Genomic DNA, 22307 nt, shown 5'->3' with positions numbered 1-22307 from the left:
TTAGAGTACTGTGCTGAAAAGCTAGGGATCAGCAGAGCGGCAGTTATTGAGAAGGGTATTGACTTGGTGAAAACGGAGTTGGAGAAAAAATAAGAGTTTCGGGCACCCTTTCCAAAACGCACCGAAACTCTTTACACCACACCCAAAGGAATGGCAAATCTATTATGCCACAGCTCCGGGTGAAAATCAAAGAGGAAAATATGGATCAGAATGACCTGTTGATGGAGCTGGAGGAAGTTTTGTGTCGTTTCACCTGGGGGCTGAACGCCATTGAGCTGATGGCTCTGGGTCTGGCCCGAACCGGGAATCCCTATTCCGGCGGGTTTCAGGCGGTGTGGCTCTACCTGCAAGAGACAAGCGCGGAGGCAAAAAGCCTGTTGGACCAGGTATCAACCCTGCGAACAACCGCATAAGCTGGTTACGAGAGGGGAACGCCGGTTCCCCTCCCGGCTATTTCTGCGGGGCGGGACACGCCGCCTCAGGAAAGGAACCATGCCATGCTCTATTATCTGATTGTATGCCGCTCGCTGACCTACGCCCAGCGCACCGCCGCAGCGCTGGAGCGGGCGGGCATCACCGCCCGGGTGCTGCGCTCCCCCAAGAGCATCTCAGGCGAGGGGTGCAGCCACTCGGTGAAAATTTCCCAGCGGAATCTCCCCGACTCCCTGCGTATTCTCCAGCGGGCGGGGCTGAGTCCCAAACGGGTCTATATCACCGCCGGGGACGGAAGCTACCAGGAGGTGGCCCTGTGATCTATCTGGACAGCGCCGCCACCACCCTGCAAAAGCCCGCCGCCGTGGCTACTGCCAGCGCCTGGGCGGTCAACCATCTGGCCAGCCCCGGACGGGGCGGCCACAAGCCCGCTATGGCCGCAGCGGACAAAGCCTTTGCCTGCCGGGCGGCGGCCTCCCGGCTGTTCCATGTGGACGATCCGGAGCGGGTGGTGTTCACCTTCAACGCCACCCACGGGCTGAATATTGCCATCAAAACTCTGGCCAGGCCGGGCAGCCGGGTGGTCGTCTCCGGCTATGAGCACAACGCCGTCACCCGCCCCCTCAGCGCTCTGGATGTGAGCCTGAGGGTGGCCCGGGGGGCCCTCTTCGACCAGGGGGCCTCGCTGGAGGCCTTCCGCCGGGAGCTGGACCGGGGGGCCGACCTGGCTGTATGTACCCATGTATCCAACGTCTTCGGGTTTATCCTTCCCATTGGGGAGATTGCCCGGCTGTGCCGGGAGCGGGAGGTGCCGCTGATTATCGACGCCTCCCAGTCCGCCGGCGTACTGCCTGTGGACTTTGAGGCGCTGGGCGCTTCCTTTATCGCCATGCCCGGCCACAAGGGACTGTACGGCCCCCAGGGCACCGGACTGCTGCTGTGCGGCACAGACCCCGCGCCGCTGCTGGAGGGGGGCACAGGCAGCGAGTCCAGGCGCCAGTCTATGCCGGACTTTCTCCCCGACCGGCTGGAGGCGGGCACCCACAACATTGCCGGAATTGCCGGCCTGCTGGAGGGCCTGCGCTTTTTGGAGCGGCGGGGGATAGAGAATATCGCCGCCCATGAGAGAACCCTCATCTGCAAAATGGGGGAGGGGCTGAAAACCATCCCCGGAGTGGAGCCCTTCCTGGCTTCAGACCCGGTTGTTCAGGCGGGAGTGCTCTCCTTCCGTGTGAGGGGCAGGGACTGCGAGGAGGTGGGCGACGTTCTGGGCAGCCGGGGCGTGGCCCTCCGGGCCGGGCTCCACTGCGCCCCCCTGGCCCACGAGACCGCCGGTACCCTTGAGACCGGCACCCTGCGCGCCAGCGTCTCCGCCTTCAACACAGGCCGGGAGATTGAACGGTTTCTCCTGGCTGTCCGGGAGATTACGGCGCAAAACAGATGAAAATTTTGCCCTGGAGCGAGGCGGCGTCCGGCCGTCCTCCGCTTCGGGGCATTTTTGGACGGGAGAACGTTCATAAAATTTTTATCTTGGAATTGGTCTTTTCGGTTGCCAAACCGCTGGAAATATCGTATAATACCATGATGAAGTATTCTGCGCCGCCTGCGCGGAGATGAGGTGAGCCCCTGTGACAGAACTGATCCACAGCATTCAGATGTTTATGCAGTCCAATTTTCCCCTGTTGCAGATCCAGCTGACAGATATTCTGGATATTGTGATCCTGTCCTTTATTATCTATAAGCTGCTGTGGATTCTGCGCAAAACCAGCTCGGGACGTCTGCTGTGGGGCGTTTTGATTTTAATGATGGCCATGTTCCTGTCCTCCCGCTATGTGTTCTCCCTCACCGCCACCAGCTGGCTGCTGGATAAGCTGGTGCAGTGGGGGGTTCTGGTGCTGGTGGTGCTGTTCCAGCCGGAGATCCGCCGCTTTTTGGAGCGGATGGGCAGCGGCCGTCTGGGCTTTGTCTTCGCCTCCGCCAAGGAGCCCGGCCAGGATATGGAGACCGCCATCACCCAGACCACCGAGGCCTACACCGACCTGTCCCGGGACAAGGTGGGCGCGCTGATGGTCTTTGAGCGGCAAAATCTGCTGGACGACGTGATCAAAACGGGCACCGCCCTGGACTGCGGCGTATCCAGTGAGCTATTGAAGAACATATTTTGGAACAAGGCCCCCCTCCACGACGGGGCGGTTATCGTCCGTGACGGCAGGATTGTGGGCGCCGGATGCATGCTCCCTCTGTCGGGCAATGTGAACCTGAGCCGGGACCTGGGGATGCGCCACCGGGCGGGCATCGGGATGAGCGAGCACTCCGACGCCGTGGTGGTGATTGTCTCAGAGGAGACGGGGTCTATCTCCGCCGCTATGGGCGGAATGCTCAAGCGCCACCTGGCTCCGGAAACCCTGGAGCAGCTGCTGCGCAACGAGCTGCTCAACGACAAGCAGGAGGAGAAAAAGAGCGTCCCCCTGGTAGGGCTTCTGCTGGGCGGAAGCAGAAAGGAAGAGGGTGACGGGCTATGATGGCGCGGCTGAGAGAGAGCCGGTGGGTCTATATCCTGTTGTCCATCGTGCTGGCCATTATCTTCTGGTTTTATGTCCGGTCCGCGGTGGACCCCAACGGGACGGTAAATATTCACAACGTGCGGGTGGAGGCCGGCGGAACCAGCGTACTCACCAGCCAGGGGCTCACCGTGGCTGACATTGACCCCCAGGTGGTGGAACTGAGGGTAGAGGGCCCTACCAGCGCCCGCACTGAGCTGCTCCGCAACCGAAGCGGCCTGTATGTGCGGGTGGACGTGTCCAGCTGTGTGGAGGGGGTAAATACCCTGCGCTACCGCCCGGTCTGGCCGGAAAATGTCAATGTAGATGACCTGACGGCGGAGACCTCCACCGTTATTGTGACAGTGGAAAAGCTGCATACCAAGACCTTTGACGTGCAGTTCCAGCTGGACGGCAAAGTGGCCGAGAACTACCAGATGGGCACCCCGGCCATTGAGCCTGTCTCTGTTGTTGTAGGCGGGCCGGTGGAACAGGTGAATCAGGTGGACAAGGTGGCGGCCATTTTAAAGAGCGAGGAGCTGAGCGAGCGCTTTGCCGGCGACCTGCCCCTGGTCCCGCTGGACAAGGAGGGCAACCCCCTCACCGATCTGGAGATCACCCTCAGCGCCGAAACGGCCTATGTGGTGGTGCCGGTGGTGGTGATGAAGGAGGTGCCCCTTGCCATAAACCTCCTGCCCGGCGGCGGCGCCACAGAGGATGACGCCAAGTGGAATATCGAGCCGTCAACCATTATCGTCTCCGGCTCCGAGACGGACCTGGCGGGCCTGGAGGAGATTTCCCTAGGCAGCGTCAGCCTGTCCAACGTGGTGGGCACCAAGGACTTTACCTTCCCCATCACCCTGGACCCCAGCCTGACCAACGAGAGCGGACTGACCACAGCCACCGTCACCGTAACCGTGGAGGGGCTGGACACCGAGGTCTTTGCCGTGTCCAATATCCGTACGATCAATCCTCCCGACGGCTATCTGGTGGATGTGGTGACCCAAAGCGTTCTGGTGACTGTACGGGGACCGGCGGAGGATTTGGAAAAAATCGACGCAAGCCAGATCAGGGTGGTGGTTGACCTGTCCAACATAACCACCCAGGGCACCCAGCTGGTGACCGCCCGGGTCTATCTGGACGGGACAAGTACTGTAGGTGTGGTAGGAAGCTACCCCATTTCCGTGAATATAAGCAGATAAGCGAGGCACATCATGGTTCAAAACGCGATTGTCAAAAAAATTGTCCGGGAGGGTGTGGCGGAAGTCTCCCTTCTGCGGCAGATGGAGTGCGGTCTGCACTGCGACGGCGCCTGCGCCGGCTGCTCCGCCAAACCGCCTCAGGAGATATTGGCCCTGGCCTCCAATGAGATTGGGGCCAAGCCTGGGGACTTTGTGGAGGTGGAGCCCGCCGGGGTGGGCAATATCAGCGTTTCGGCGGCGGTGTTCCTGCTGCCCTGCCTGGGACTGGGAATCGGCTATGGCCTGGGGGTACAGCTGCTCCGCCTCGGCGAGGTTGCCGCCCTGGTGACGGCCTTTCTTGGGCTGGCCGCGGGCTTTGTCCCCGCCCTGCTGATGGACCGGGCCATCACAAGGAGAAACGCCCCGGAGTTTGCCATCCTGAAGCAGCTGCGCTGAGGGAGGGGACGGATGTTCGGCTATGTGCGCCCTCTCCGTCCGGAGTTGAAATGCAGGGATTTTGACCTGTATCGGGCCACCTACTGCGGTTTGTGCCGGTGTTTGAGGCGGCGGTACGGGCTGACAGCCCCCATGCTTCTCAATTTTGATTTTACCTTTCTGGCCCTGCTGCTGTGGGAGCCGGAGGAGGGGTTTACCCCCTGTTCAGGCCGGTGCCACGCCAACCCGCTGCGCAAGCTGCCCATGTGCCCCGACAGTCCGGCCCTGGAGCTGGCCGCGGACGAGAGCGTTATTCTGGCCTGGTGGAAGCTGCGGGACGGGGTGGAGGACGAGGGCTTTTGGAAGGGCCTGCCCGCCCGGACGCTGTCCTGGATAGTTTGGCCCGCCTACAAAAAGGCGGCCCGCCGCTGCCCTGAGTTTGACCGGACAGTGAAAAACTGCCTGGAGGAGCTGTCCGCCCTGGAGGGGGAGAACTGCCGCTCTCTGGACCGGGCGGCGGACACCTTTGCCCGCCTGCTCCAGAGTGCCGCCCCCGGGGAGGGGGAGCGGGGACGAATCCTGTCTCAGTTGCTGTACCATCTGGGCCGGTGGATCTATCTGGCCGACGCCAGGGACGACCTGGAAGAGGACAGGCTGGCCGGCCGCTACAACCCGCTGGCCGCCCGTTACGGCCCCTCCGGGGACGACGAAGCCCTGCGGCTGACCATGGACCACTCCCTGGAGCTGATGGGGGCCGCCCTCCAGTTGGGGGATTTTGGATGCCGTCGGCCGGTACTGGAAAACATTGTCTATCTCGGCCTGCCCCTAGTGGAAAAGGCTGTGTTTGACGGAAGCTGGAACGAGATAAAAAAACAAAAGATTTGGAGAAACGACTGATGAGAGACCCGTACACTGTTCTGGGCGTGAGTCAGAGCGCCAGCGACGACGAAGTGAAAAAGGCCTACCGGGAGCTGGCCCGGAAGTACCATCCGGATAACTATCAGAACAATCCTCTGGCCGACCTGGCCGAGGAAAAAATGAAGGAGATCAACGAGGCCTACGATACCATCACCAAGCAGCGTGCCGGCGGCTACGCAGGGAGCTCCTCCGGCGGCTATCAGCGCGGCGGGTACACCTCCGCCTCCGCCAACCCCACCTATGCCCGGGTGCGCAATCTGATTAACGCGGGGGACCTGGCTCAGGCGGAACAGCTGCTTTACGAGGTGGGCCAGAAGGACGGGGAGTGGTACTTCCTGTCCGGAAGCATTGCCTACCGCAAGGGCTGGCTGGACGAGGCCATGCAGAACTATACCCTGGCCGTTCAGATGGAGCCGGGCAATATGGAATACCGCCAGGCCCTGACCCTGATGCAGCGGGGCTCCATGGGGGGCTACCGGCCTGCGGGCTACGCCACGGGGATGGATGCTATGGACTGCTGTACCACGTTGATGTGCCTCAACTGCCTGTGTGGGGGAGGCCGTTGCTGAATGGCGCGAAGTGATCGGACGCAGCCTGCCGGCACGGCGTTGGGGGGCGTGATGGCCGCAGGCAGTTTTGTGTTGCTGTGGTTGGCCTGCGTGGCCCCCTCGGGCAGGGCGGGCCTGACGGCTGCGGCTGGGCTGTTTCCCATGCTTGCCGCCCTGTATGCCGGATGGGCGGCGGGCTGCCTGTGTTGGCTGGCCGCCTCCCTCCTGGGGCTGCTTTTGCTGCCGGACAAGGGTGTCGCAGTGATGTTTTTGGCCTTTTTGGGCCTGTATCCTATAGTCAAAGGCCGGCTGGAGGCCCTTGGGCGGCTGTGGCTGGAGTGGTGCCTCAAGCTGGTGTTTTTCAACGGGGAGCTGACCCTGTTCTGGTTTTTCCTGCGGGCTTTTTTCATGCCGGACCCGCCTGTATGGCTGGCGGATCATCTGGCCCTCCTCTATCTGGGGGGCAATGGGGTCTTTGTCATCTATGATGTGGGGTTATCCCGACTTATTACCCTCTTTCGCACCCGTCTGGTCGGCGGGAGAGGACATTAAGGAGAGTGAACGACATGGTCAAAAGTATGACCGGGTATGGCCGGGCGGAGGAGTCCTTCAACGGCTGTACCATTACTGTGGAGCTTCGCTCCGTAAACAACCGCTATCTGGACTGCAACATTCGCATTCCCCGGCTGTATCTCTTCGCGGAGGACGCCATCAAGTCCCGTGTGCAGGGGATGATTTCCCGGGGAAAGGTGGATGTTTTCGTTACCCTGGACAGTACAGGCGCTGACAGGGTACAGGTGTCCGTGAACAAGCCGGTGGCGGACGGTTATTTTGCCGCCCTGCGGCAGCTGGCCCAGGACTACGGGCTGTCGGGGGACATTTCGGTCTCACTGCTGTCCCGGTTCCCGGAGGTTCTGCTGGCCGAGAAGGCGGAGGAGGATGTGGAGCAGATGGTCAAGGATATCTGCTGTGTGCTGGACCGGGCTTTAGTGGATTTTGACCAGATGCGCCTGCGGGAGGGCGAGCGGCTGAAAGAGGATATTTTGTCCCGGGCCGCGGTGATTGAAGAAAAGGTGTCCAGTGTGGAGCAGCGCTCCCCCCAAACGGTGGCGGAGTACCGCTCCAAGCTGGAGGCCAGGATGAACGAGGTGCTGTCCAACACCCAGCTGGACCCCGCCCGTATCCTCACCGAGGCGGCCATCTTTGCCGACAAGGTGGCGGTGGACGAGGAGACTGTCCGCCTGCGCAGCCACATCGGCCAGCTGCGGGAAATGCTGGCCCGAGGGGGCGCCACCGGAAGAAAGCTGGACTTTCTGATTCAGGAATTTAACCGGGAGGCCAACACCATCGGCTCCAAGTGCAGCGACATTGAGATTTCCGCCCAGGTGGTGGATATCAAGGCGGAAATCGAGAAGATCAGAGAGCAGGTCCAGAATATTGAGTAAGAGTTGGGAGGCGGTTTGTTGAAGCTTATCAATATCGGCTTTGGCAGTTTGGTGTCCGCCGGCAGGCTGGTGGCGGTGGTCAGCCCTGAGTCCGCCCCCATCAAGCGTATGACCCAGGAGGCCCGGGAGCGGGGCATCCTGATTGACGCCACCTATGGCCGCAAGACCAAGGCGGTACTGATTATGGACAACGACCATCTGGTGCTGTCCGCCCTCACCCCCGGGGTCATTGCCGGCCGTCTGGAGGGGGAGGAGCCGAATGGCAGGGAGGAGGAGCCATGAAAAAGGAGAAAGGCCAACTGATTGTACTGTCCGGACCTTCCGGGGTGGGCAAGAGTACGGTGATTGCCGAGCTGTTCAGCCAGCGGGAAAATATCTATTTTTCCGTGTCCTTTACCACCCGGCAGCCCCGGGTGGGGGAGCAGGACGGGGTGAATTACAACTTTGTGGACCGGGCCGAGTTTGAGCGGATGATTGCCAACCAGGAGCTGCTGGAGTACGCCGAATATGTGAACAACTACTACGGCACCTCCCTCAAGGCCATCCAGGACAAGCTGGACGCGGGGGTGGACGTGCTGCTGGACATTGAGGTCCAGGGAGCGGCCAAGGTGCGTTCAAGATGCCCCGACGCCCTGTTTATCTTTATTATCCCGCCCTCCTTTGAGGAGCTGTCCCGCCGCCTCCACCGCCGGAATACCGACAGCGAGGATGTGATCGCCGGCCGCTTGGAGAAGGCCCGGGTGGAGTTCCGGGAGATTCCCAACTACGACTATCTGGTCATCAACGACAAGGTGTCAGGGGCGGTGGCGGAAATTGAGGCCATCCTCAGAGCCGCCGAGTGCCGGGTGGACAACAGAAAGTCTATTTTGGCGCAGTTTGCGTAACAATATCCTGTAGAGGTGGCCGCAGACCGCCTCTGCGAAGCAATTATGAGACAAGTAAGGAGTTTTCATTATGATGCTGTATCCCGCAATGAAGGACCTGCTGGAAAAGGTGCCCAGCCGCTATGAGCTGGTGAATGTGGTGGCCTGTCAGGCCAGACGCATCGCCCGGGAGGCCGAGATGGCCGGAGAGCCGCTGGACGAAAAACCGGTGAGCATTGCCATCCAGGCGGTGGCGGACGGCAAGTTGGAGGAGAAGAGCGAGAATCTGGAACAGGAATAAGAGAGGGGCGGCGCCCTCGCCGCCCCGTTTTATCGGGTTACCCTGATAAAGCGGGCCGCCGGGGGCGGCGGCCCCTGCATTTTGGGTGAGGTGAGCGGCCATGGGCAGAAAAATCGCAAAGGTGGCCGTGGCCAAGGCTGTCTACGCCATTGACAGGCCCTATGACTATCTGGTTCCCACCGAACTGGAGGAGCGCCTGATACCCGGCATGCGGGTGCTGGTGCCCTTCTCGGCGGGCAACCGGGGGTCGGATGGGCTGGTGCTGTCCATCTGTGAGGCCCCCTCCGCCGGTGAGGCCCTGAAATCCATCCAGGCTGTTTTGGACGAGGAGCCGGTGCTGGACACAAAGGCCGTCCAGCTGGCCCTGTGGATGCGGGAGCGGTACTTTTGCACCGTTTACGACTGCGTCAAGGCTATGCTGCCAGCGGGGCTGTATTTCTCCCTGCGGGATCAGGTGGTCATCCGGGAGGGGGTGGACCGGGAGGCGAGCTACGCCGCCGCCCAAGGCGCTCCCACAGCTGTTCAGCTGCTGGACCTGCTGTGGAGCTGGGGCGGCAGGGGGGATATGGAGCAGATCCGCCTGGCCTTCGGGGCCAGAGACCCCAACCCCGCCATCCGCCGTCTGCTGGACAGCGGCACAGCCGTTCTGGAGACGGGGGCCCAGCGGGCAGTGTCCGACAAGACAGAAAAGCTGGCCGTGCTGGCCGTATCCACGGAGGACGCCATGGCTATGGTGTCCCCCCGGCGGAAAACCGCCCCCCTGCGCTACGCCGTGACCGAGCTGCTGTGCGCTCTGGGCGCGGCCTCGGCCAAGGAGCTGTGCTACTTCACGGGAGCCTCGTCCCAGACGTTGAAATCTCTGGAGAAAAGCGGCATCCTCACCCTGGAACGGCAGGAGGTGCTGAGAAGGGTGCCTTTGGAGGATGTGGAGCCGGCAGAGCCGCCCATCCTCAACGGGGAGCAGCAGGCGGCCTTTGAGGGGCTGGCCGCGCTGGCCCGGCAGGAGGGCCCTGCGGCCGCACTGCTCTACGGCGTGACAGGCAGCGGCAAGACCCAGGTGTACATCCGCCTGATCCAGGAGACCCTGAACCGGGGACGGACGGCCCTGGTGCTGGTTCCGGAAATTGTGCTTACCCCCCAGTTACTGCGGATTTTTGCCTCCCACTTTGGAAAGCAGGTGGCGGTGCTCCACAGCTCCCTCCGGGCGGGGGAGCGGTACGACGAGTGGAAGCGGGCCCGCCGGGGCGAGGCCCAGGTGGTGATCGGCACCCGGTCGGCTGTCTTTGCCCCGCTGGACAGGCTGGGCCTGATTATACTGGACGAGGAGCAGGAGAGCAGCTATAAGTCAGAAAATGTCCCCCGTTACCACGCCCGGGACGTGGCCAAGTACCGCTGTGTTCAGAATAACGCCCTGCTGGTGCTGGGGTCGGCCACCCCGTCGGTAGAGACCATGTACCAGGCGGAGGAGGGGCAAATCGGCCTGTTCCGGCTGAAAACACGGTACAACCAAAAGGCCCTGCCCCAGGTGCTGATCGCTGATTTGAAGGAGGAGCTGCGCCAGGGCAATGCCGGGGCGGTGAGCTCCGTGCTGCGGGTTGAGCTGGAGGAAAACCTGAGGCGGAAGGAGCAGGCGATTTTGTTCCTCAACCGCCGGGGGGCCAGCCGGATGGTGTCCTGCGGGGAGTGCGGCCAGGTGCCCGAATGTCCCCGCTGTTCGGTCAAGCTGACCTATCACTCGGTAAACAACCGGCTGATGTGTCATCACTGCGGGTTTTCCCGGGCTCTGCCTCCGGCGTGCCCCTCCTGCGGGGGACTGCTCAACTTTGTGGGCACCGGCACCCAGCGGGTCCAGGAGGAGCTCCAGGACCTGTTCCCCTGGGCGGAGGTGCTGCGGATGGACACGGACACCGTCTCCGCCGCCCACCCCCACGAGGAGCTGCTGGACCGCTTCCGCAAGGAGCGCATCCCCATTCTGGTGGGCACCCAGATGGTGGCCAAAGGATTGGACTTTGAAAACGTGACCCTGGTGGGGGTGGTGGCCCCCGACCTGTCCCTCTATGTGGACGACTTCCGGGCGGGGGAGCGGACCTTTTCCCTCCTGACCCAGGTGGTGGGCCGGGCCGGCAGGGGGGAGAAGCAGGGGAGAGCGGTGATACAGACCTTTACCCCGGACAACGACGTGATCCGCTGTGCCGCCCGCCAGGACTACGACGGCTTTTACAGGCAGGAGATTGAATTGCGCCGGCTGCGCCATGACCCCCCGTTTGCCCAGCATGTGGTGGTGACCGCCTCCGGGCTGGAGGAGGGGGCTGTGCTGCGCTGCTGCACCCGCCTGCGGCGCACGCTGGAACAGTGGCTGCCCCAAATCCCAGGCCAGTGGCAGCTTCTCGGCCCTGCCCCCGCTGCCGTGGCCAGGGTAAATAACCGATACCGATACCGCCTTACCTTGACCGGCCAGCCCGGCAGGGAGTTTCGGGCTCTGATGGCCCGTCTGCTCCAGGCGGCCCATAGGGATAAGGAAAATAAGGGGATATCCGTCTATGCGGATGTGAACCCCTATAACAGCTAGTAAGGAGAAAAAAGTATGGCAATCAGGACGATTTTGACCCAGGACGACCCGGCACTAAACAAGGTGTGCCACCCGGTGACCAGATTTGACGGCAGGCTGGCCGATCTGCTGGACGATTTGAAGGAGACATTGGCGGATGCCGATGGCGCTGGACTGGCGGCGCCCCAGGTGGGCATTCTGCGCCGGGCGGCTATCGTTGTGCCTGACCCGGAGAGCGATGAGATGATCGAGCTGGTCAACCCGGAGATACTGGCGCAGGAGGGGGAGCAGGACGGCTGGGAGGGCTGTCTGTCCCTGCCCGGCATGTGGGGCAAGGTGAAGCGCCCCAACTGGGTTCGGGTGCGGGCTCAGGACCGGTACGGGAACTGGTTTGAAATCGAGGGGACTGAGATGGCTGCCCGGTGCTACTGCCACGAGCTGGAGCACCTGGATGGTCACATGTACGACGAACATACCGACCGCCTCTACACCGCTGAGGAGCTGGACCAGATTATGTCCCAGGAGGAGAAGGAGGAGAACGCCAAGCGGCGCAGGAGGAGAAGAAGATGAGAATTGTCTTTATGGGCACGCCTGAGTTTGCCGTCCCCTCTTTGGAGGCGCTGATCGGGGAACATCAGGTGGTGGGTGTGTTCTGCCAGCCGGACAAGCCGGTGGGACGCCACCACAATAAGCTCCAGCCCCCGCCAGTGAAGGTGTGCGCCCAGGCCCACGGTATTCCGGTGTATCAGCCGGAAAAGCTACGGGACGGCTCTGCCCTGGCCGTTTTGAGAGAGCTGGACCCGGAGCTGATTGTGGTGGCGGCCTACGGCCGCATTCTCCCTGACGACATCCTGGCCCTGCCCCCCAAGGGGTGTATCAACGTCCACTCCTCCCTGCTGCCCAAGTACCGGGGGGCCGCCCCCATCAACTGGGCCATCCTCAAGGGGGAGGCGGAGACCGGCGTCACCATCATGCACATGGCCTCTGAGCTGGACGCGGGGGATATTATCCTCCAGCGCGCTACCCCTATCGGGGAGGCAGAGGACGCCGCCGCCCTCTATGACCGCCTTGCCAGGCTGGGCGGTGAGCTGGTGGTGGAGGCCGTGGCCCGAATCGAGGCCGGGACTGCCTCCCGCACCCCTCAGGACCACACAAAGGCCACCCTGGCCCCTATGCTGTCCAAGTCCCTGTCCCCAGTGGACTGGAGCTGGAGTGCCCAGGAGATTTTTAACCAGCTCCGGGGCCTGTACCCCTGGCCAGGGGCGTCTACAGACGTCATCACCGGCGAGCCAATGAAGCTGTGGGGCGCCCAGGTGGTGGAAAAATACACCGACGCCATCCCCGGCACCATTATCGCCGCCAGTAAAGCCGGTATCGATGTGGCCTGCGGCGATTTTCATGTTCTGCGTATTCTGGAGCTCCAGCCCCCCGGCAAGAAGCGTATGACCGCCGCTGCCTATCTGGCAGGGAATCCGATTCAGGTGAAGTGATGCAGGATTTTTCCAGCTATGGCCGGGTGCTTGCCTCCAACTTGATTATAGAGCGTTTCCGTGACCGCTATGTGGACCGAAAACGGATGACCCGCGTCATACTGATGTGGAACTCATTTTTGCCCCAATATAAGCCCCGCTGTTTGCCAACCGAAGAATTGTCAAACTTAAATATTCCAGGAGATAAGCGAGTGTTTTTTTACCGGGAACCAGAAAATCTTTTGTACAAAACCACGTTTTCTGCGGTTGTGGAGTATGTTTGTCAGTTAGAACCCTGGGAAAGTGTTGACGCTTATGTGTTTGACGGAACTATGGACTGGGTCATTGCAATTACTCATGAGGATGCGATTCTCTGTCTGGGATTGTAGAGGAAAAACGAAGTTTTTCCAGAAAGTTTTTTCTTTTGGTTCTTTTCTTTTTTCAAAAAAGAAAAGAATTAGAAAGGCCGGTGAGAAGTATGGATGCCCGGGAAGTATCGCTGCTGGCGTTGAACGATTGCCAGCGGCAGGGGGGATGGTCGGACGCCATCCTGAAAAAGCGGCTGGCCTCCGCTGGACTGGACAGCCGTGACAGGGCGCTGGCCACTCAGCTGTGCTTCGGTGTGCTCCAAAACCGGCTGCTGCTGGACTTTTACCTGTCCCATTTTTCCAGCCTCCCCTTGAAGCGGATGGAGGGCAAGGTGGTGGAGGCCCTGCGGCTGGGGGCCTACCAGATGTTGTTCCTGGAAAAAATCCCCCACAGTGCGGCGGTGAACACCTCGGTGGAGCTGACCCGGAAGCACTGCAAAAACCCCCGGGCGGCGGGGATGGTCAACGGCATCCTGCGCAGTCTGGAGCGAAATCTGGAGCAGCTGCCCGCCATTCCGCAAACTGAACCGGCAGCTTATCTGTCTACCCTCTATTCCCACCCGGAGTGGTTGGTGCAGGAGTTTCTGACCGCTATAGGCACGGAGGAGACGGCCAGACTGCTAGCCGCCAACAACACTCAGGCCCCCATCACCGCCATGGTGAACACAACAAAGACAACCGTGGAGAAACTGGCCGAAGCCCTGGAGGGGGAGGGCGTCCAGACCCAGCCCCACCCCTGGCTGGCGGACTGCCTGATTCTGTCCAAAACGGGTAATCTAGAGCGGCTGGCCGCCTTTCGGGAGGGCCTGTTCTACATCCAGGACCCGGCCAGCAAGCTGGCGGCGCTGGCACTGGACCCTCAGCCTGGAATGCAGGTGCTGGACTGCTGCGCCGCCCCCGGCGGCAAGAGCTTTGCCTGCGCCATTCAGATGGAGGACAGGGGAGAGGTGATTTCCTGCGATCTCCACCCCCATAAGAAGAAACTGATCCAGGCGGGAGCGGACCGGCTGGGACTGACCGGCATTACCCCCATGACCGCAGACGGGAAGGTGTTCCGTCCGGAGTGGGAGAGCTCCTTCGACCGGGTACTGGTGGACGCCCCCTGTTCCGGTTTGGGGGTCATCCGGAAAAAGCCGGACATCCGCTACAAGGACCCGTCCCCGCTGGCCGGCCTGCCCGGCGTGCAGCGGGCCATTCTGGACAACGCCGCCCGGTATGTCAAGCCCGGCGGAGCGCTGGTCTACTCCACCTGCACCCTTCTCCGCCGGGAGAATGAGGACGTGGTTCGAGGCTTTTTGTCGGACCACCCGGAATACAGGACGGAGGCGTTTCGCCTGCCTGAGCATGTGGGGGACGGAGGAGTGGGAATGCTCACCCTCTGGCCTCACCGCCAGGGGACGGACGGATTTTTCATCAGTAAACTGCGCAAAGAGGAGTGAACTCTTTGGTTGACATAAAATCAATGACTCCGGAGGAACTGGCCGCCTGGCTCAAGGACCAGGGGGAGCCCGCCTTCCGGGCCAAACAGGTTTTTCAGTGGCTGTACCGGGGGGTCACCTCCTTCGGGGAGATGACCAACCTGCCCAAGGCCCTGCGGCAGAGGCTGGAGGAGACCGCCCTCCTGGCCCCGCCCGCCGTGGCCAGAAAGCAGGTGTCCGCTCAGGACGGCACCATCAAATATCTGTGGCGGCTGGCCGACGGCAACTGCGTGGAGTCGGTGCTCATGCGTTACCAGCACGGCAACTCGGTGTGCATCTCCTGCCAGGTGGGGTGCCGCATGGGGTGCGCCTTCTGCGCTTCCACCGTTGCGGGCAAGGTCCGGGACCTGACCCCGGCGGAAATGATCGATCAGGTATTATTTACCCAGATCGACAGCGGAGCCCCCATTTCCAATATAGTTTTAATGGGAATTGGGGAGCCACTGGACAATTTTGACACAGTTTTGCGCTTTTTGACCCTGGTAAACCACCCGGATGGGCTGAATATCGGGATGCGGCACATCTCGCTGTCCACCTGTGGTTTAACGGAACAAATTGACAAACTGGCCCAACATGAGTTACAATTAACTCTATCGGTTTCTCTCCACGCCCCCGACGACGATACCCGGTCTCAAATTATGCCGGTGAACACAGGCGTCGGGGTGGAGAAATTGATGGAGACTTGCCGCCGGTATTTTGAAAAAACCGGGCGGCGTATCTCCTATGAGTACGCCATGATTGACGGGGTGAACGACTCCGACCAGCAGGCCGACCTGCTGGCCAGACGGCTGAAGGGCGCCCCGGCCCATGTAAATCTGATCCCTCTCAATGAGGTGGAGGAGAGCCCCCTTAAGCCCAGCCGCCGGGTTGCGGCCTTTCAAAAGCGGCTGGAGGGGCACGGCGTGACGGTGACGGTCCGGCGGAAGCTGGGCGGCGACATCGACGCCTCCTGTGGACAACTTCGCCGCAAGGCGATGAGAGAAGAGACATAAGCCGGTTTTTCGGCGGAAACGAGGTTGAACGCTATGCAGGTATGGGGAGTGACCGACCGCGGCGCGGTACGCCAACAAAATCAGGACGCCTACGCGGCCAGGGTGCTGGAGGACGGCAGGGTGATCGCCCTGGTGTGCGACGGCATGGGCGGCGCCCGGGCGGGCAACGTGGCCAGCACCATGGCTGTGGAGCTGTTTATGGAGGAGTTTCTCAAGCCGGGCCAGGACGGCCCCGTGGAGGAGCGGATGGGCCACGCCGCCTCGGTGGCCAATCAGGCGGTGTTTGACCGCTCTATCCATGACGAGGCCTGCACAGGCATGGGTACCACCCTGGTAGCGGCGCTGGCCGGGGAGCGGGAGGCTGTCATCCTCAACGAGGGGGACAGCCGGTGCTACCACATCAACACCGAGGGCATCATTTTGATTACCAGGGACCACTCCCTGGTGGAGGACCTGGTGGAGCGGGGGGAGCTTACCCGGGAGCAGGCCCGCACCCACCCCCACAAGAATCTGATTACCCGGGCCCTGGGGGCGGAGCCCATCCTCATGGCCGACTGCTTCCGTCAGTCCCTGGCCGAGGGGGACTATCTGCTGCTGTGCAGCGACGGCCTGAGCAACGTGGTCAATGAGCAGGAGATGCTCTATGAGGTCATCCACGGCGGCGGGGAGGAGCAGTGCTGCCAGCGGCTGCTGAGCATTGCCCTCAGCCGCGGCGCGCCGGACAACGTGACGGCGGTGTTAGTCAAACGCTGATAGACCGCCCCGCACCAGCTGCGGGGATGGGATATCCTGAATGATAAGGAGGATATTTACCATGGATCACTACATCGGTAAATTACTCGATAATCGATATGAAATTTTAGAGCTGGTGGGCACCGGGGGTATGGCCAAGGTCTATAAGGCCAGGTGTCACCGGCTGAACCGGCTGGTGGCCATCAAAATCCTGCGGGAGGACCTGTCCCAGGACGCTGAGTTCCGCCGCCGCTTCCATGATGAATCTCAGGCGGTGGCCATGCTGTCCCACCCCAATATTGTGGCCGTGTACGACGTGAGCCGCTCCTCCGAGCTGGAGTATATCGTCATGGAGCTGATCGACGGCATCACCTTGAAGCAGTACATGCAACGGAAGGGCAACAAGCTTAACTGGCGGGAGGCCCTCCACTTTATCACCCAGATTACCAAAGCCCTGGGCCATGCCCACAGCCGGGGGATCATCCACCGGGACATCAAGCCCCACAACATCATGGTCCTGCGGGACGGCAGTGTGAAGGTGGCCGACTTCGGAATCGCCCGGGTGGCCTCCGGAGGACACAGCACCCTGACCCAGGAGGCACTGGGCTCTGTCCACTATATCTCCCCTGAGCAGGCCAGGGGCAGCCATATTGACAGCCGCTCCGACCTGTACTCCGCCGGCGTGGTTTTGTACGAGATGATTACCGGCCGCCTGCCCTTTGAGGGGGACACCCCTGTGTCGGTGGCCATCCAGCACATCAATTCCATACCCCTCTCCCCCCGGGAGCTGGACCCCACCATCCCCGAGGCCCTGGAGGTTATCACCATGAAGGCCATGGCCCCCAACCCGGACAACCGCTATCTGTCCGCCGATGAGATGCTGGCCGACCTGGAGGAGTTCCGCAAAAACCCCAACATCAATTTTGACTATAATTCCTCTGAATTTGACCCCGAGGAGGTCCCTGAGGACGAATATACTCAGATCCGTCCCATCCATACCTCCGGGCGCTCCGTCCCGGAGCGCCGCTATGACGACGGCTATGAGGATGACTACCCTCCCCAGCGCCGCCGTGACCGCCGCCGCTACGAGGAGGAGGATTATCAGGACTATCCCCCCCAGCGCCGCCGGTATGAGGATGAGGAGCCGGTCCGCCGGCGGGGGGCAGTGTGGCCCATTTTTCTGGCGGTGGCCGCCGTGCTGCTCTTTGTGGGGCTGGTGTTCTACTTCCTTTGGAACACGATTTTTGCCGGTCTGCTGGCCCCGCCGGAGACCCACACTGTCCCCAGTCTGGTGGGCAGGGTCTATGAGGAAATCAAGGACGACACCGAACTGCTGGCCGGCTTTACCCTGATTGAAGGGGATACTGTCGCCAACGACGCTGACCCCGGCACCATCATTGACCAGGAGCCCAAGGGGAATAAAGAGGTGGGGGAGATTATCACCGAGATTACCGTCACCCTCAGCGGCGGGCCGGAAATTATCCCCATGATCTCCCTGGATGGAATGAACTTCCAGGATGCCTCCACCGCCCTGCGGAATATCGGCTTGAAGCCCGGCGTGCCGGAATATGCCTTTGACGAGACCATTGAGCAGGGCTATATCATCTCTTACACCCCAATGGAGGGGGTGGAGCTGCCCCCCGGCACCGAGGTTCAGATGGTGGTGAGCAAGGGACCGGAGACCAAGCCGGTGGAGATGCCCAAGCTGGTGGATATGACTCTGGAGCGGGCGCAGCGCACCATTGACCAGCATAATCTGGGGCGCGGAAAGGTGGACCACGACTATGACCCGGAGATTGAGGCCGGCAGAGTAATCAGTCAGTACCCCGCAGAGGGTACTGAGGTGCCGGAGGGTACCGAGGTCAACCTGATTATCAGTGATGGCCCCGACCCCGCCACCCAGCAGCCTGATCCTCCTGTCTCCACAACCGGAACCAAAACGGTCACTGTCCCTCTGGACGGCTATGAGGGCGAGGTCGTTGTACAGCTGTTTATGGACGGCGGAGAGGTAGGCAAAGAGACGGTGGATGCCACCATGGACGCGGCTGTGACCTTTACCGTGTCCGGAACAGGCTCCAAATCGCTGACCTACTATATCAACGGCGTGGCTATAGGCACCATTCCGGTGAATTTTGACGAATGAGCGAGGGGATTATCTGTAAAGCCCTCAGCGGCTTCTATTACGTGGACAGTGGCCAGACCGTTGTGGCCTGTCGGGCCCGGGGTAAACACCGCCACGCTAAAATTACCCCACTGGTGGGGGACCGGGTGCGTTTTACCCCTCTGCCCGGCGGTGATGGAGCTCTGGACGAGATTCTCCCCCGAAAAAATGAATTTTACCGCCCTGCGGTGGCCAACATAGACCTTCTGGTGGTGGTGGCCTCCCAGGCGGTACCCATCACTGACCCGTTTCTCATTGACCGGGTGGCCGCTATCGCCCAAAGCCGGGGGTGTGAGACGCTGGTCTGCGTCAACAAGTGTGACCTGGAGCCGGGGGAGGACCTGGCCCGCATTTACCAGCAGGCCGGTTTTCCCACCATTCGAATGAGCGCAGAGACAGGGGAGGGCATTGACCAGCTGCGCCAGGCCATCACTGGAAAGGTGTGTGCCTTCACTGGAAACTCCGGTGTGGGCAAGTCCAGCATTCTCAATGCTCTGGAGGCCGGTTTTGACCTGGCCACCGGTGAGGTCAGCGACAGGCTGGGCCGCGGGCGGCATACCACCCGCCATGTGGAGCTGTTCCGCCTGTCCTGCGGGGCGCTGGCGGCGGATACCCCAGGCTTCTCCTCCTTCGACGTGGATAAAATGGAGCTGGAGCGCAAAGAGAAGCTGCAATACGCCTTTCGGGAGTTTGCCCCGTATCTGGACAAATGCCAGTTTCAGGACTGCGCCCACGTAAAAGAGAAGGGCTGTGCCGTCCTTGCGGCGGTGAAGGCGGGGGAGATCCCCAAGACCCGCCACCAGAGCTATGTCCGCCTGTATGAGCAGGCGAAAGCGGTCCCGGACTGGGAACGAAAGAAAAATGAGGAGTAGCTATGAACGAAATGATTCTCCTCAAGCTGGGGGAGATGGTCCTGAAGGGCCTGAACCGCCGCAGCTTTGAGGATAAGCTTCAGGCCAACATCTACCGCCGCCTGAACAACCTGGGCCAGTTCCGGGTGTATACCCGCCAGTCCACTACCTATGTGGAGCCTATGGACGACGGCTGTGACATGGACAGGGCCTGGGAGGCGCTGACCAAGGTTTTCGGTGTGGTGGGCCTGTCCCGGGCCAGGGCCTGTGAGAAGGACAAGGATGCCATCTTGGCCGCCGCCCGGGAGTACCTGGACAATAAGCTGTCCACCGCCAAAACCTTTAAGGTGGAGACCAAACGGGCGGACAAGACCTTTCCCATGACCTCCATCCAGCTCAGCCAGTATGTGGGGGGTGAGCTGGACGAGCTCTACCCAGATTTGAAGGTGGATGTCCACAACCCCGAGCTCACTGTCCACGTGGAGATTCGGGACTACGCCGCATTTGTCCACGCCGACCCGGAGCCGGGTGCGGGAGGACTGCCTGTGGGCATCAACGGTCGGGCGGTATCACTGCTGTCCGGGGGGATCGACTCCCCGGTGGCCTCCTGGATGATTGCCAAGCGAGGGGTGGCCCTGGAGATGGTCCATTTCTTCTCCTACCCCTACACCTCCAACGAGGCCAAAGAGAAGGTCCTCGACCTGGCTCGGCTGCTCACCCCCTGGTGCGGTCGGCTTACCGTCCATGTGGTGCCTTTCACCGCCATCCAGGAGGAGCTGCGCCGGTCCGTCCCCCAGGAGCTGTTTACTTTGGTCATGCGCCGGTTTATGATGCGGATATCCCAGAAGGTGGCCCTGAGGTGCGGGGCCAAGGCCCTGGTCACCGGCGAATGTCTGGGCCAGGTGGCCAGCCAGACCATGGAGGCTATGGCCGTTACCGGAGCGGTGGCGGAGCTGCCCATCCTTCGCCCGGTGGTGGGGATGGACAAGGAGGATATTGTGAAAATCTCCCGGAAAATCGGCACCTACGATACCTCCATCCTCCCCTATGAGGACTGCTGCACCGTCTTTACCCCCCGGCACCCCCGCCTGCGCCCCACTGTGGAGGAGCTGGAGGCGGCGGAACAGGTTCTGGATATCGAAGGCATGGTCCAGGCCGCTGTGGAGGGTATTGAGCGGGTACAGGTATAAGAACCTGTATTCACAGACGTTGAACGCCGTCTGGCCGGGTCTTTAGCTGCCCTGCCGCGTTAAAAAATCTTGAAATACATCCAGTATTCCTGCGATTTTTTGCCTTGCAGGCCGGCAAAATCCCTCGTCCATCCGGTATCCTCCGCCTGTGAATACAGGTTCTAAAATAACTCCCTCGCTTGGTGGAGCGAGGGAGTTTATTTCTGTCATAATCCCCAGCCTGTCTCATACACTGTAAGGAACAAATACCGGCTCACACAGCCGAAGGAGGAATTGCAGTGGAAGATCGCAAAATCTATGAGGATATTGCGCTCCGTACCGAGGGCGATATCTACATCGGCGTGGTAGGGCCGGTCCGGACAGGAAAATCCACCTTTATCAAGCGTTTTATGGAGACGCTGGTCATCCCCAACATTGAAAATGTCTACCGCAGGGAGCGGGCCCGCGACGAACTGCCCCAAAGCGGCTCAGGCCGTACCATTATGACAGCGGAGCCCAAGTTTGTTCCCGAGGAGGCGGTAGCGGTTACTGTAGACGGCGGTGCGGCCTTTCAGATGCGGATGATCGACTGCGTGGGCTACATGGTAAACGGTGCAGTGGGCCAGCTGGAGGGAGAAAATGAACGGATGGTCACCACCCCCTGGTTTGAGCACGAGATTCCCATGGCGGAGGCGGCGGAGATTGGCACCCGAAAAGTGATTTCAGAGCACTCTACCATTGGCATTGTGGTGACCACCGACGGCACGATTACCGACATCCCCCGTGAGGATTACCTGGAGGCGGAGGAGCGGGTCATTTCTGAGCTGAAAGAGCTGGGCAAGCCCTTTGTGGTCCTTCTCAATTCCGCCAACCCCGGCTCTGAGCGGGCCCGGGCCATCCGGTCTGATATTGCCCAGCGGTATGACGTGACCTGTGTGGCGGCTAACTGCCTGGAGCTGGATCAGGAGGAGATCAACGCCATCTTGAAAAATGTGCTCTATGAGTTCCCGGTGAAGGAGCTGGATCTGTTCCTGCCCCCCTGGGTGGACGCCCTGCCCCAGGAACACCCCATCAAGGCGGCGCTGTATGGGGCCATCCGGGAGGGGAACGCCCAGCTCTATCGGGTCCGGGATGTGGACAGCGCGGTGTCCTCCTTCCGGGACTGCGAGGTGGTCAGCGACGCCCGCATCGCCAACATCGATCTGGGCACCGGAGTGTCCGCCGCCTGCCTGGAGCTGCCCCGGGCTCTGTTTTATAATACGCTGTCCCAGCAGTCCGGGTTCGAGATTGGGGACGACGGCGATCTGATGGCCCTGCTTACCCAACTGGCTGCGGTAAAAAAGTCCTACGACAAGGTAGCCGACGCCCTCCAGCAGGTGGAGGAGACCGGCTACGGCATTGTAGTGCCTCCTATCGACTCCCTGGTGCTGGAGGAGCCGGAGATTATGAGGCAGGGCGGCCGGTACGGCGTCCGTCTGAAAGCCAGCGCCCCTTCCATACACATGATTCGCGCCGATATTGAGACGGAGGTCTCTCCCATTGTGGGCGGCGAGAAGCAGAGCGAGGACATGATCCACTACCTGCTCCAGGAGTACGAGGGGGACTCCAGCCGCATCTGGGAGGCCAACATTTTTGGAAAATCCCTCCATGAGCTGGTGAACGAGGACCTGAACGCCAAGATTAACCGCATGCCTGAGGACGCCCGTACCAAGCTGCGGGAGACCCTCCAGCGCATCATCAACGAGGGCTCCGGTGGACTGATCTGTATCATCCTATAAATAGCAGGCTACCGCCCAATAGTGGTGTCCGATAAAGAACAGGAGAAAATCTGTAATTGATTGGGTAGTCACTTATAGCAATCTTCAAAATAGTGCCC

At 61.1% G+C, this 22307-nt stretch carries 24 protein-coding genes; all 24 read left to right on the top strand.

Annotated elements, in window-relative coordinates; all coding sequences use genetic code 11:
* Positions 1–200 precede the first annotated feature (200 nt).
* On the top strand, positions 201–413 hold the full coding sequence (locus NFS22_RS06725) for a hypothetical protein (protein ID WP_251316945.1): 213 nt from the start codon (positions 201–203) through the stop codon (positions 411–413).
* A gap of 84 nt (positions 414–497) precedes the next feature.
* Positions 498–752: a putative Se/S carrier protein gene (locus tag NFS22_RS06720; protein WP_251316941.1), complete on the top strand. Its 255-nt coding sequence runs from the start codon at positions 498–500 to the stop codon at positions 750–752.
* On the top strand, positions 749–1876 hold the full coding sequence (locus NFS22_RS06715; protein WP_251316940.1) for an aminotransferase class V-fold PLP-dependent enzyme: 1128 nt from the start codon (positions 749–751) through the stop codon (positions 1874–1876). Before NFS22_RS06720 ends, NFS22_RS06715 begins: the two co-directional genes overlap by 4 nt.
* A 184-nt stretch (positions 1877–2060) precedes the next feature.
* The gene (gene cdaA / locus NFS22_RS06710) at positions 2061–2954 is read left to right on the top strand and encodes a diadenylate cyclase CdaA (protein WP_338147946.1); all 894 of its coding nucleotides are present in this window, start codon (positions 2061–2063) and stop codon (positions 2952–2954) included.
* Entirely contained in the window at positions 2951–4174 is a 1224-nt protein-coding gene (locus NFS22_RS06705; RefSeq protein ID WP_251316939.1) for a CdaR family protein, read from the top strand. The genes cdaA and NFS22_RS06705 overlap by 4 nt, the downstream gene beginning before the upstream one ends.
* A 12-nt stretch (positions 4175–4186) precedes the next feature.
* Positions 4187–4609, top strand: a complete 423-nt coding sequence (locus tag NFS22_RS06700) for a SoxR reducing system RseC family protein (RefSeq protein ID WP_251316937.1) — start codon at positions 4187–4189, stop codon at positions 4607–4609.
* Positions 4610–4621: 12 nt separating this feature from the next.
* Positions 4622–5485, top strand: coding sequence for a DUF5685 family protein (locus NFS22_RS06695; protein ID WP_251316936.1), 864 nt, complete (start codon positions 4622–4624; stop codon positions 5483–5485).
* Positions 5485–6075 carry a DnaJ domain-containing protein gene (locus NFS22_RS06690; RefSeq protein WP_251316935.1) on the top strand — a complete coding sequence of 197 codons (591 nt, stop codon included), beginning with the start codon at positions 5485–5487 and terminating at the stop codon, positions 6073–6075. Before NFS22_RS06695 ends, NFS22_RS06690 begins: the two co-directional genes overlap by 1 nt.
* On the top strand, positions 6076–6606 hold the full coding sequence (locus tag NFS22_RS06685) for a hypothetical protein (protein ID WP_251316934.1): 531 nt from the start codon (positions 6076–6078) through the stop codon (positions 6604–6606). It abuts the gene before it with no gap.
* A gap of 14 nt (positions 6607–6620) precedes the next feature.
* On the top strand, positions 6621–7499 hold the full coding sequence (locus tag NFS22_RS06680) for a YicC/YloC family endoribonuclease (RefSeq protein ID WP_251316933.1): 879 nt from the start codon (positions 6621–6623) through the stop codon (positions 7497–7499).
* An 18-nt stretch (positions 7500–7517) separates the two neighbouring features.
* On the top strand, positions 7518–7781 hold the full coding sequence (locus tag NFS22_RS06675) for a DUF370 domain-containing protein (RefSeq protein ID WP_251316932.1): 264 nt from the start codon (positions 7518–7520) through the stop codon (positions 7779–7781).
* Entirely contained in the window at positions 7778–8383 is a 606-nt protein-coding gene (gmk, locus tag NFS22_RS06670; protein WP_251316931.1) for a guanylate kinase, read from the top strand. Before NFS22_RS06675 ends, gmk begins: the two co-directional genes overlap by 4 nt.
* A 70-nt stretch (positions 8384–8453) precedes the next feature.
* Positions 8454–8663 (top strand): DNA-directed RNA polymerase subunit omega, encoded by a 210-nt coding sequence (gene rpoZ, locus NFS22_RS06665; RefSeq protein WP_251316930.1) that lies wholly within the window; start codon positions 8454–8456, stop codon positions 8661–8663.
* Between the two features lie 100 nt (positions 8664–8763).
* Entirely contained in the window at positions 8764–11232 is a 2469-nt protein-coding gene (priA, locus tag NFS22_RS06660; protein ID WP_251316929.1) for a replication restart helicase PriA, read from the top strand.
* Between the two features lie 15 nt (positions 11233–11247).
* Positions 11248–11781 (top strand): peptide deformylase, encoded by a 534-nt coding sequence (gene def, locus NFS22_RS06655; RefSeq protein ID WP_251316928.1) that lies wholly within the window; start codon positions 11248–11250, stop codon positions 11779–11781.
* Positions 11778–12701, top strand: coding sequence for a methionyl-tRNA formyltransferase (gene fmt, locus NFS22_RS06650; protein WP_251316927.1), 924 nt, complete (start codon positions 11778–11780; stop codon positions 12699–12701). The genes def and fmt overlap by 4 nt, the downstream gene beginning before the upstream one ends.
* Complete coding sequence (locus NFS22_RS06645) at positions 12701–13069, top strand: hypothetical protein (protein ID WP_251316926.1); 369 nt, start codon at positions 12701–12703, stop codon at positions 13067–13069. The genes fmt and NFS22_RS06645 overlap by 1 nt, the downstream gene beginning before the upstream one ends.
* An 89-nt stretch (positions 13070–13158) precedes the next feature.
* On the top strand, positions 13159–14487 hold the full coding sequence (gene rsmB / locus NFS22_RS06640; protein ID WP_251316925.1) for a 16S rRNA (cytosine(967)-C(5))-methyltransferase RsmB: 1329 nt from the start codon (positions 13159–13161) through the stop codon (positions 14485–14487).
* Between the two features lie 5 nt (positions 14488–14492).
* The gene (gene rlmN, locus NFS22_RS06635; protein ID WP_251316924.1) at positions 14493–15518 is read left to right on the top strand and encodes a dual-specificity RNA methyltransferase RlmN; all 1026 of its coding nucleotides are present in this window, start codon (positions 14493–14495) and stop codon (positions 15516–15518) included.
* A 33-nt stretch (positions 15519–15551) separates the two neighbouring features.
* Positions 15552–16271, top strand: a complete 720-nt coding sequence (locus tag NFS22_RS06630) for a Stp1/IreP family PP2C-type Ser/Thr phosphatase (RefSeq protein ID WP_251316919.1) — start codon at positions 15552–15554, stop codon at positions 16269–16271.
* A gap of 61 nt (positions 16272–16332) precedes the next feature.
* Complete coding sequence (gene pknB / locus NFS22_RS06625) at positions 16333–18393, top strand: Stk1 family PASTA domain-containing Ser/Thr kinase (RefSeq protein ID WP_251316916.1); 2061 nt, start codon at positions 16333–16335, stop codon at positions 18391–18393.
* A complete protein-coding gene (rsgA, locus tag NFS22_RS06620; protein ID WP_251316912.1) occupies positions 18390–19283 on the top strand; it encodes a ribosome small subunit-dependent GTPase A in 894 nt (297 codons plus the stop codon). The genes pknB and rsgA overlap by 4 nt, the downstream gene beginning before the upstream one ends.
* 2 nt (positions 19284–19285) lie before the next feature.
* Complete coding sequence (thiI, locus tag NFS22_RS06615; RefSeq protein ID WP_251316908.1) at positions 19286–20452, top strand: tRNA uracil 4-sulfurtransferase ThiI; 1167 nt, start codon at positions 19286–19288, stop codon at positions 20450–20452.
* 278 nt (positions 20453–20730) lie between these two features.
* Positions 20731–22209, top strand: a complete 1479-nt coding sequence (gene spoIVA, locus NFS22_RS06610) for a stage IV sporulation protein A (RefSeq protein ID WP_251316907.1) — start codon at positions 20731–20733, stop codon at positions 22207–22209.
* The last annotated feature ends 98 nt before the right edge of the window (positions 22210–22307 follow it).

The sequence above is a fragment of the Flintibacter muris genome (genome assembly GCF_943192995.1).
In the GTDB taxonomy this organism is placed as follows: Bacteria; Bacillota; Clostridia; order Oscillospirales; family Oscillospiraceae; genus Lawsonibacter; species Lawsonibacter muris.
Note: the sequence above shows the minus strand (reverse complement) of the source record. Positions and strands in the feature narration are given on the sequence as shown.

What these genes read in the sequence shown, in the direction of transcription:
- NFS22_RS06725 (WP_251316945.1), top strand. Translation starts at nt 201, where the DNA reads ATGGATCAGAATGACCTGTTGATGGAGCTGGAGGAAGTTTTGTGTCGT.
- NFS22_RS06720 (WP_251316941.1), top strand. Translation starts at nt 498, where the DNA reads ATGCTCTATTATCTGATTGTATGCCGCTCGCTGACCTACGCCCAGCGC.
- NFS22_RS06705 (WP_251316939.1), top strand. Translation starts at nt 2,951, where the DNA reads ATGATGGCGCGGCTGAGAGAGAGCCGGTGGGTCTATATCCTGTTGTCC.
- NFS22_RS06700 (WP_251316937.1), top strand. Translation starts at nt 4,187, where the DNA reads ATGGTTCAAAACGCGATTGTCAAAAAAATTGTCCGGGAGGGTGTGGCG.
- NFS22_RS06695 (WP_251316936.1), top strand. Translation starts at nt 4,622, where the DNA reads ATGTTCGGCTATGTGCGCCCTCTCCGTCCGGAGTTGAAATGCAGGGAT.
- NFS22_RS06690 (WP_251316935.1), top strand. Translation starts at nt 5,485, where the DNA reads ATGAGAGACCCGTACACTGTTCTGGGCGTGAGTCAGAGCGCCAGCGAC.
- NFS22_RS06685 (WP_251316934.1), top strand. Translation starts at nt 6,076, where the DNA reads ATGGCGCGAAGTGATCGGACGCAGCCTGCCGGCACGGCGTTGGGGGGC.
- NFS22_RS06680 (WP_251316933.1), top strand. Translation starts at nt 6,621, where the DNA reads ATGGTCAAAAGTATGACCGGGTATGGCCGGGCGGAGGAGTCCTTCAAC.
- gmk (WP_251316931.1), top strand. Translation starts at nt 7,778, where the DNA reads ATGAAAAAGGAGAAAGGCCAACTGATTGTACTGTCCGGACCTTCCGGG.
- rpoZ (WP_251316930.1), top strand. Translation starts at nt 8,454, where the DNA reads ATGATGCTGTATCCCGCAATGAAGGACCTGCTGGAAAAGGTGCCCAGC.
- priA (WP_251316929.1), top strand. Translation starts at nt 8,764, where the DNA reads ATGGGCAGAAAAATCGCAAAGGTGGCCGTGGCCAAGGCTGTCTACGCC.
- def (WP_251316928.1), top strand. Translation starts at nt 11,248, where the DNA reads ATGGCAATCAGGACGATTTTGACCCAGGACGACCCGGCACTAAACAAG.
- fmt (WP_251316927.1), top strand. Translation starts at nt 11,778, where the DNA reads ATGAGAATTGTCTTTATGGGCACGCCTGAGTTTGCCGTCCCCTCTTTG.
- NFS22_RS06645 (WP_251316926.1), top strand. Translation starts at nt 12,701, where the DNA reads ATGCAGGATTTTTCCAGCTATGGCCGGGTGCTTGCCTCCAACTTGATT.
- rsmB (WP_251316925.1), top strand. Translation starts at nt 13,159, where the DNA reads ATGGATGCCCGGGAAGTATCGCTGCTGGCGTTGAACGATTGCCAGCGG.
- NFS22_RS06630 (WP_251316919.1), top strand. Translation starts at nt 15,552, where the DNA reads ATGCAGGTATGGGGAGTGACCGACCGCGGCGCGGTACGCCAACAAAAT.
- pknB (WP_251316916.1), top strand. Translation starts at nt 16,333, where the DNA reads ATGGATCACTACATCGGTAAATTACTCGATAATCGATATGAAATTTTA.
- rsgA (WP_251316912.1), top strand. Translation starts at nt 18,390, where the DNA reads ATGAGCGAGGGGATTATCTGTAAAGCCCTCAGCGGCTTCTATTACGTG.
- thiI (WP_251316908.1), top strand. Translation starts at nt 19,286, where the DNA reads ATGAACGAAATGATTCTCCTCAAGCTGGGGGAGATGGTCCTGAAGGGC.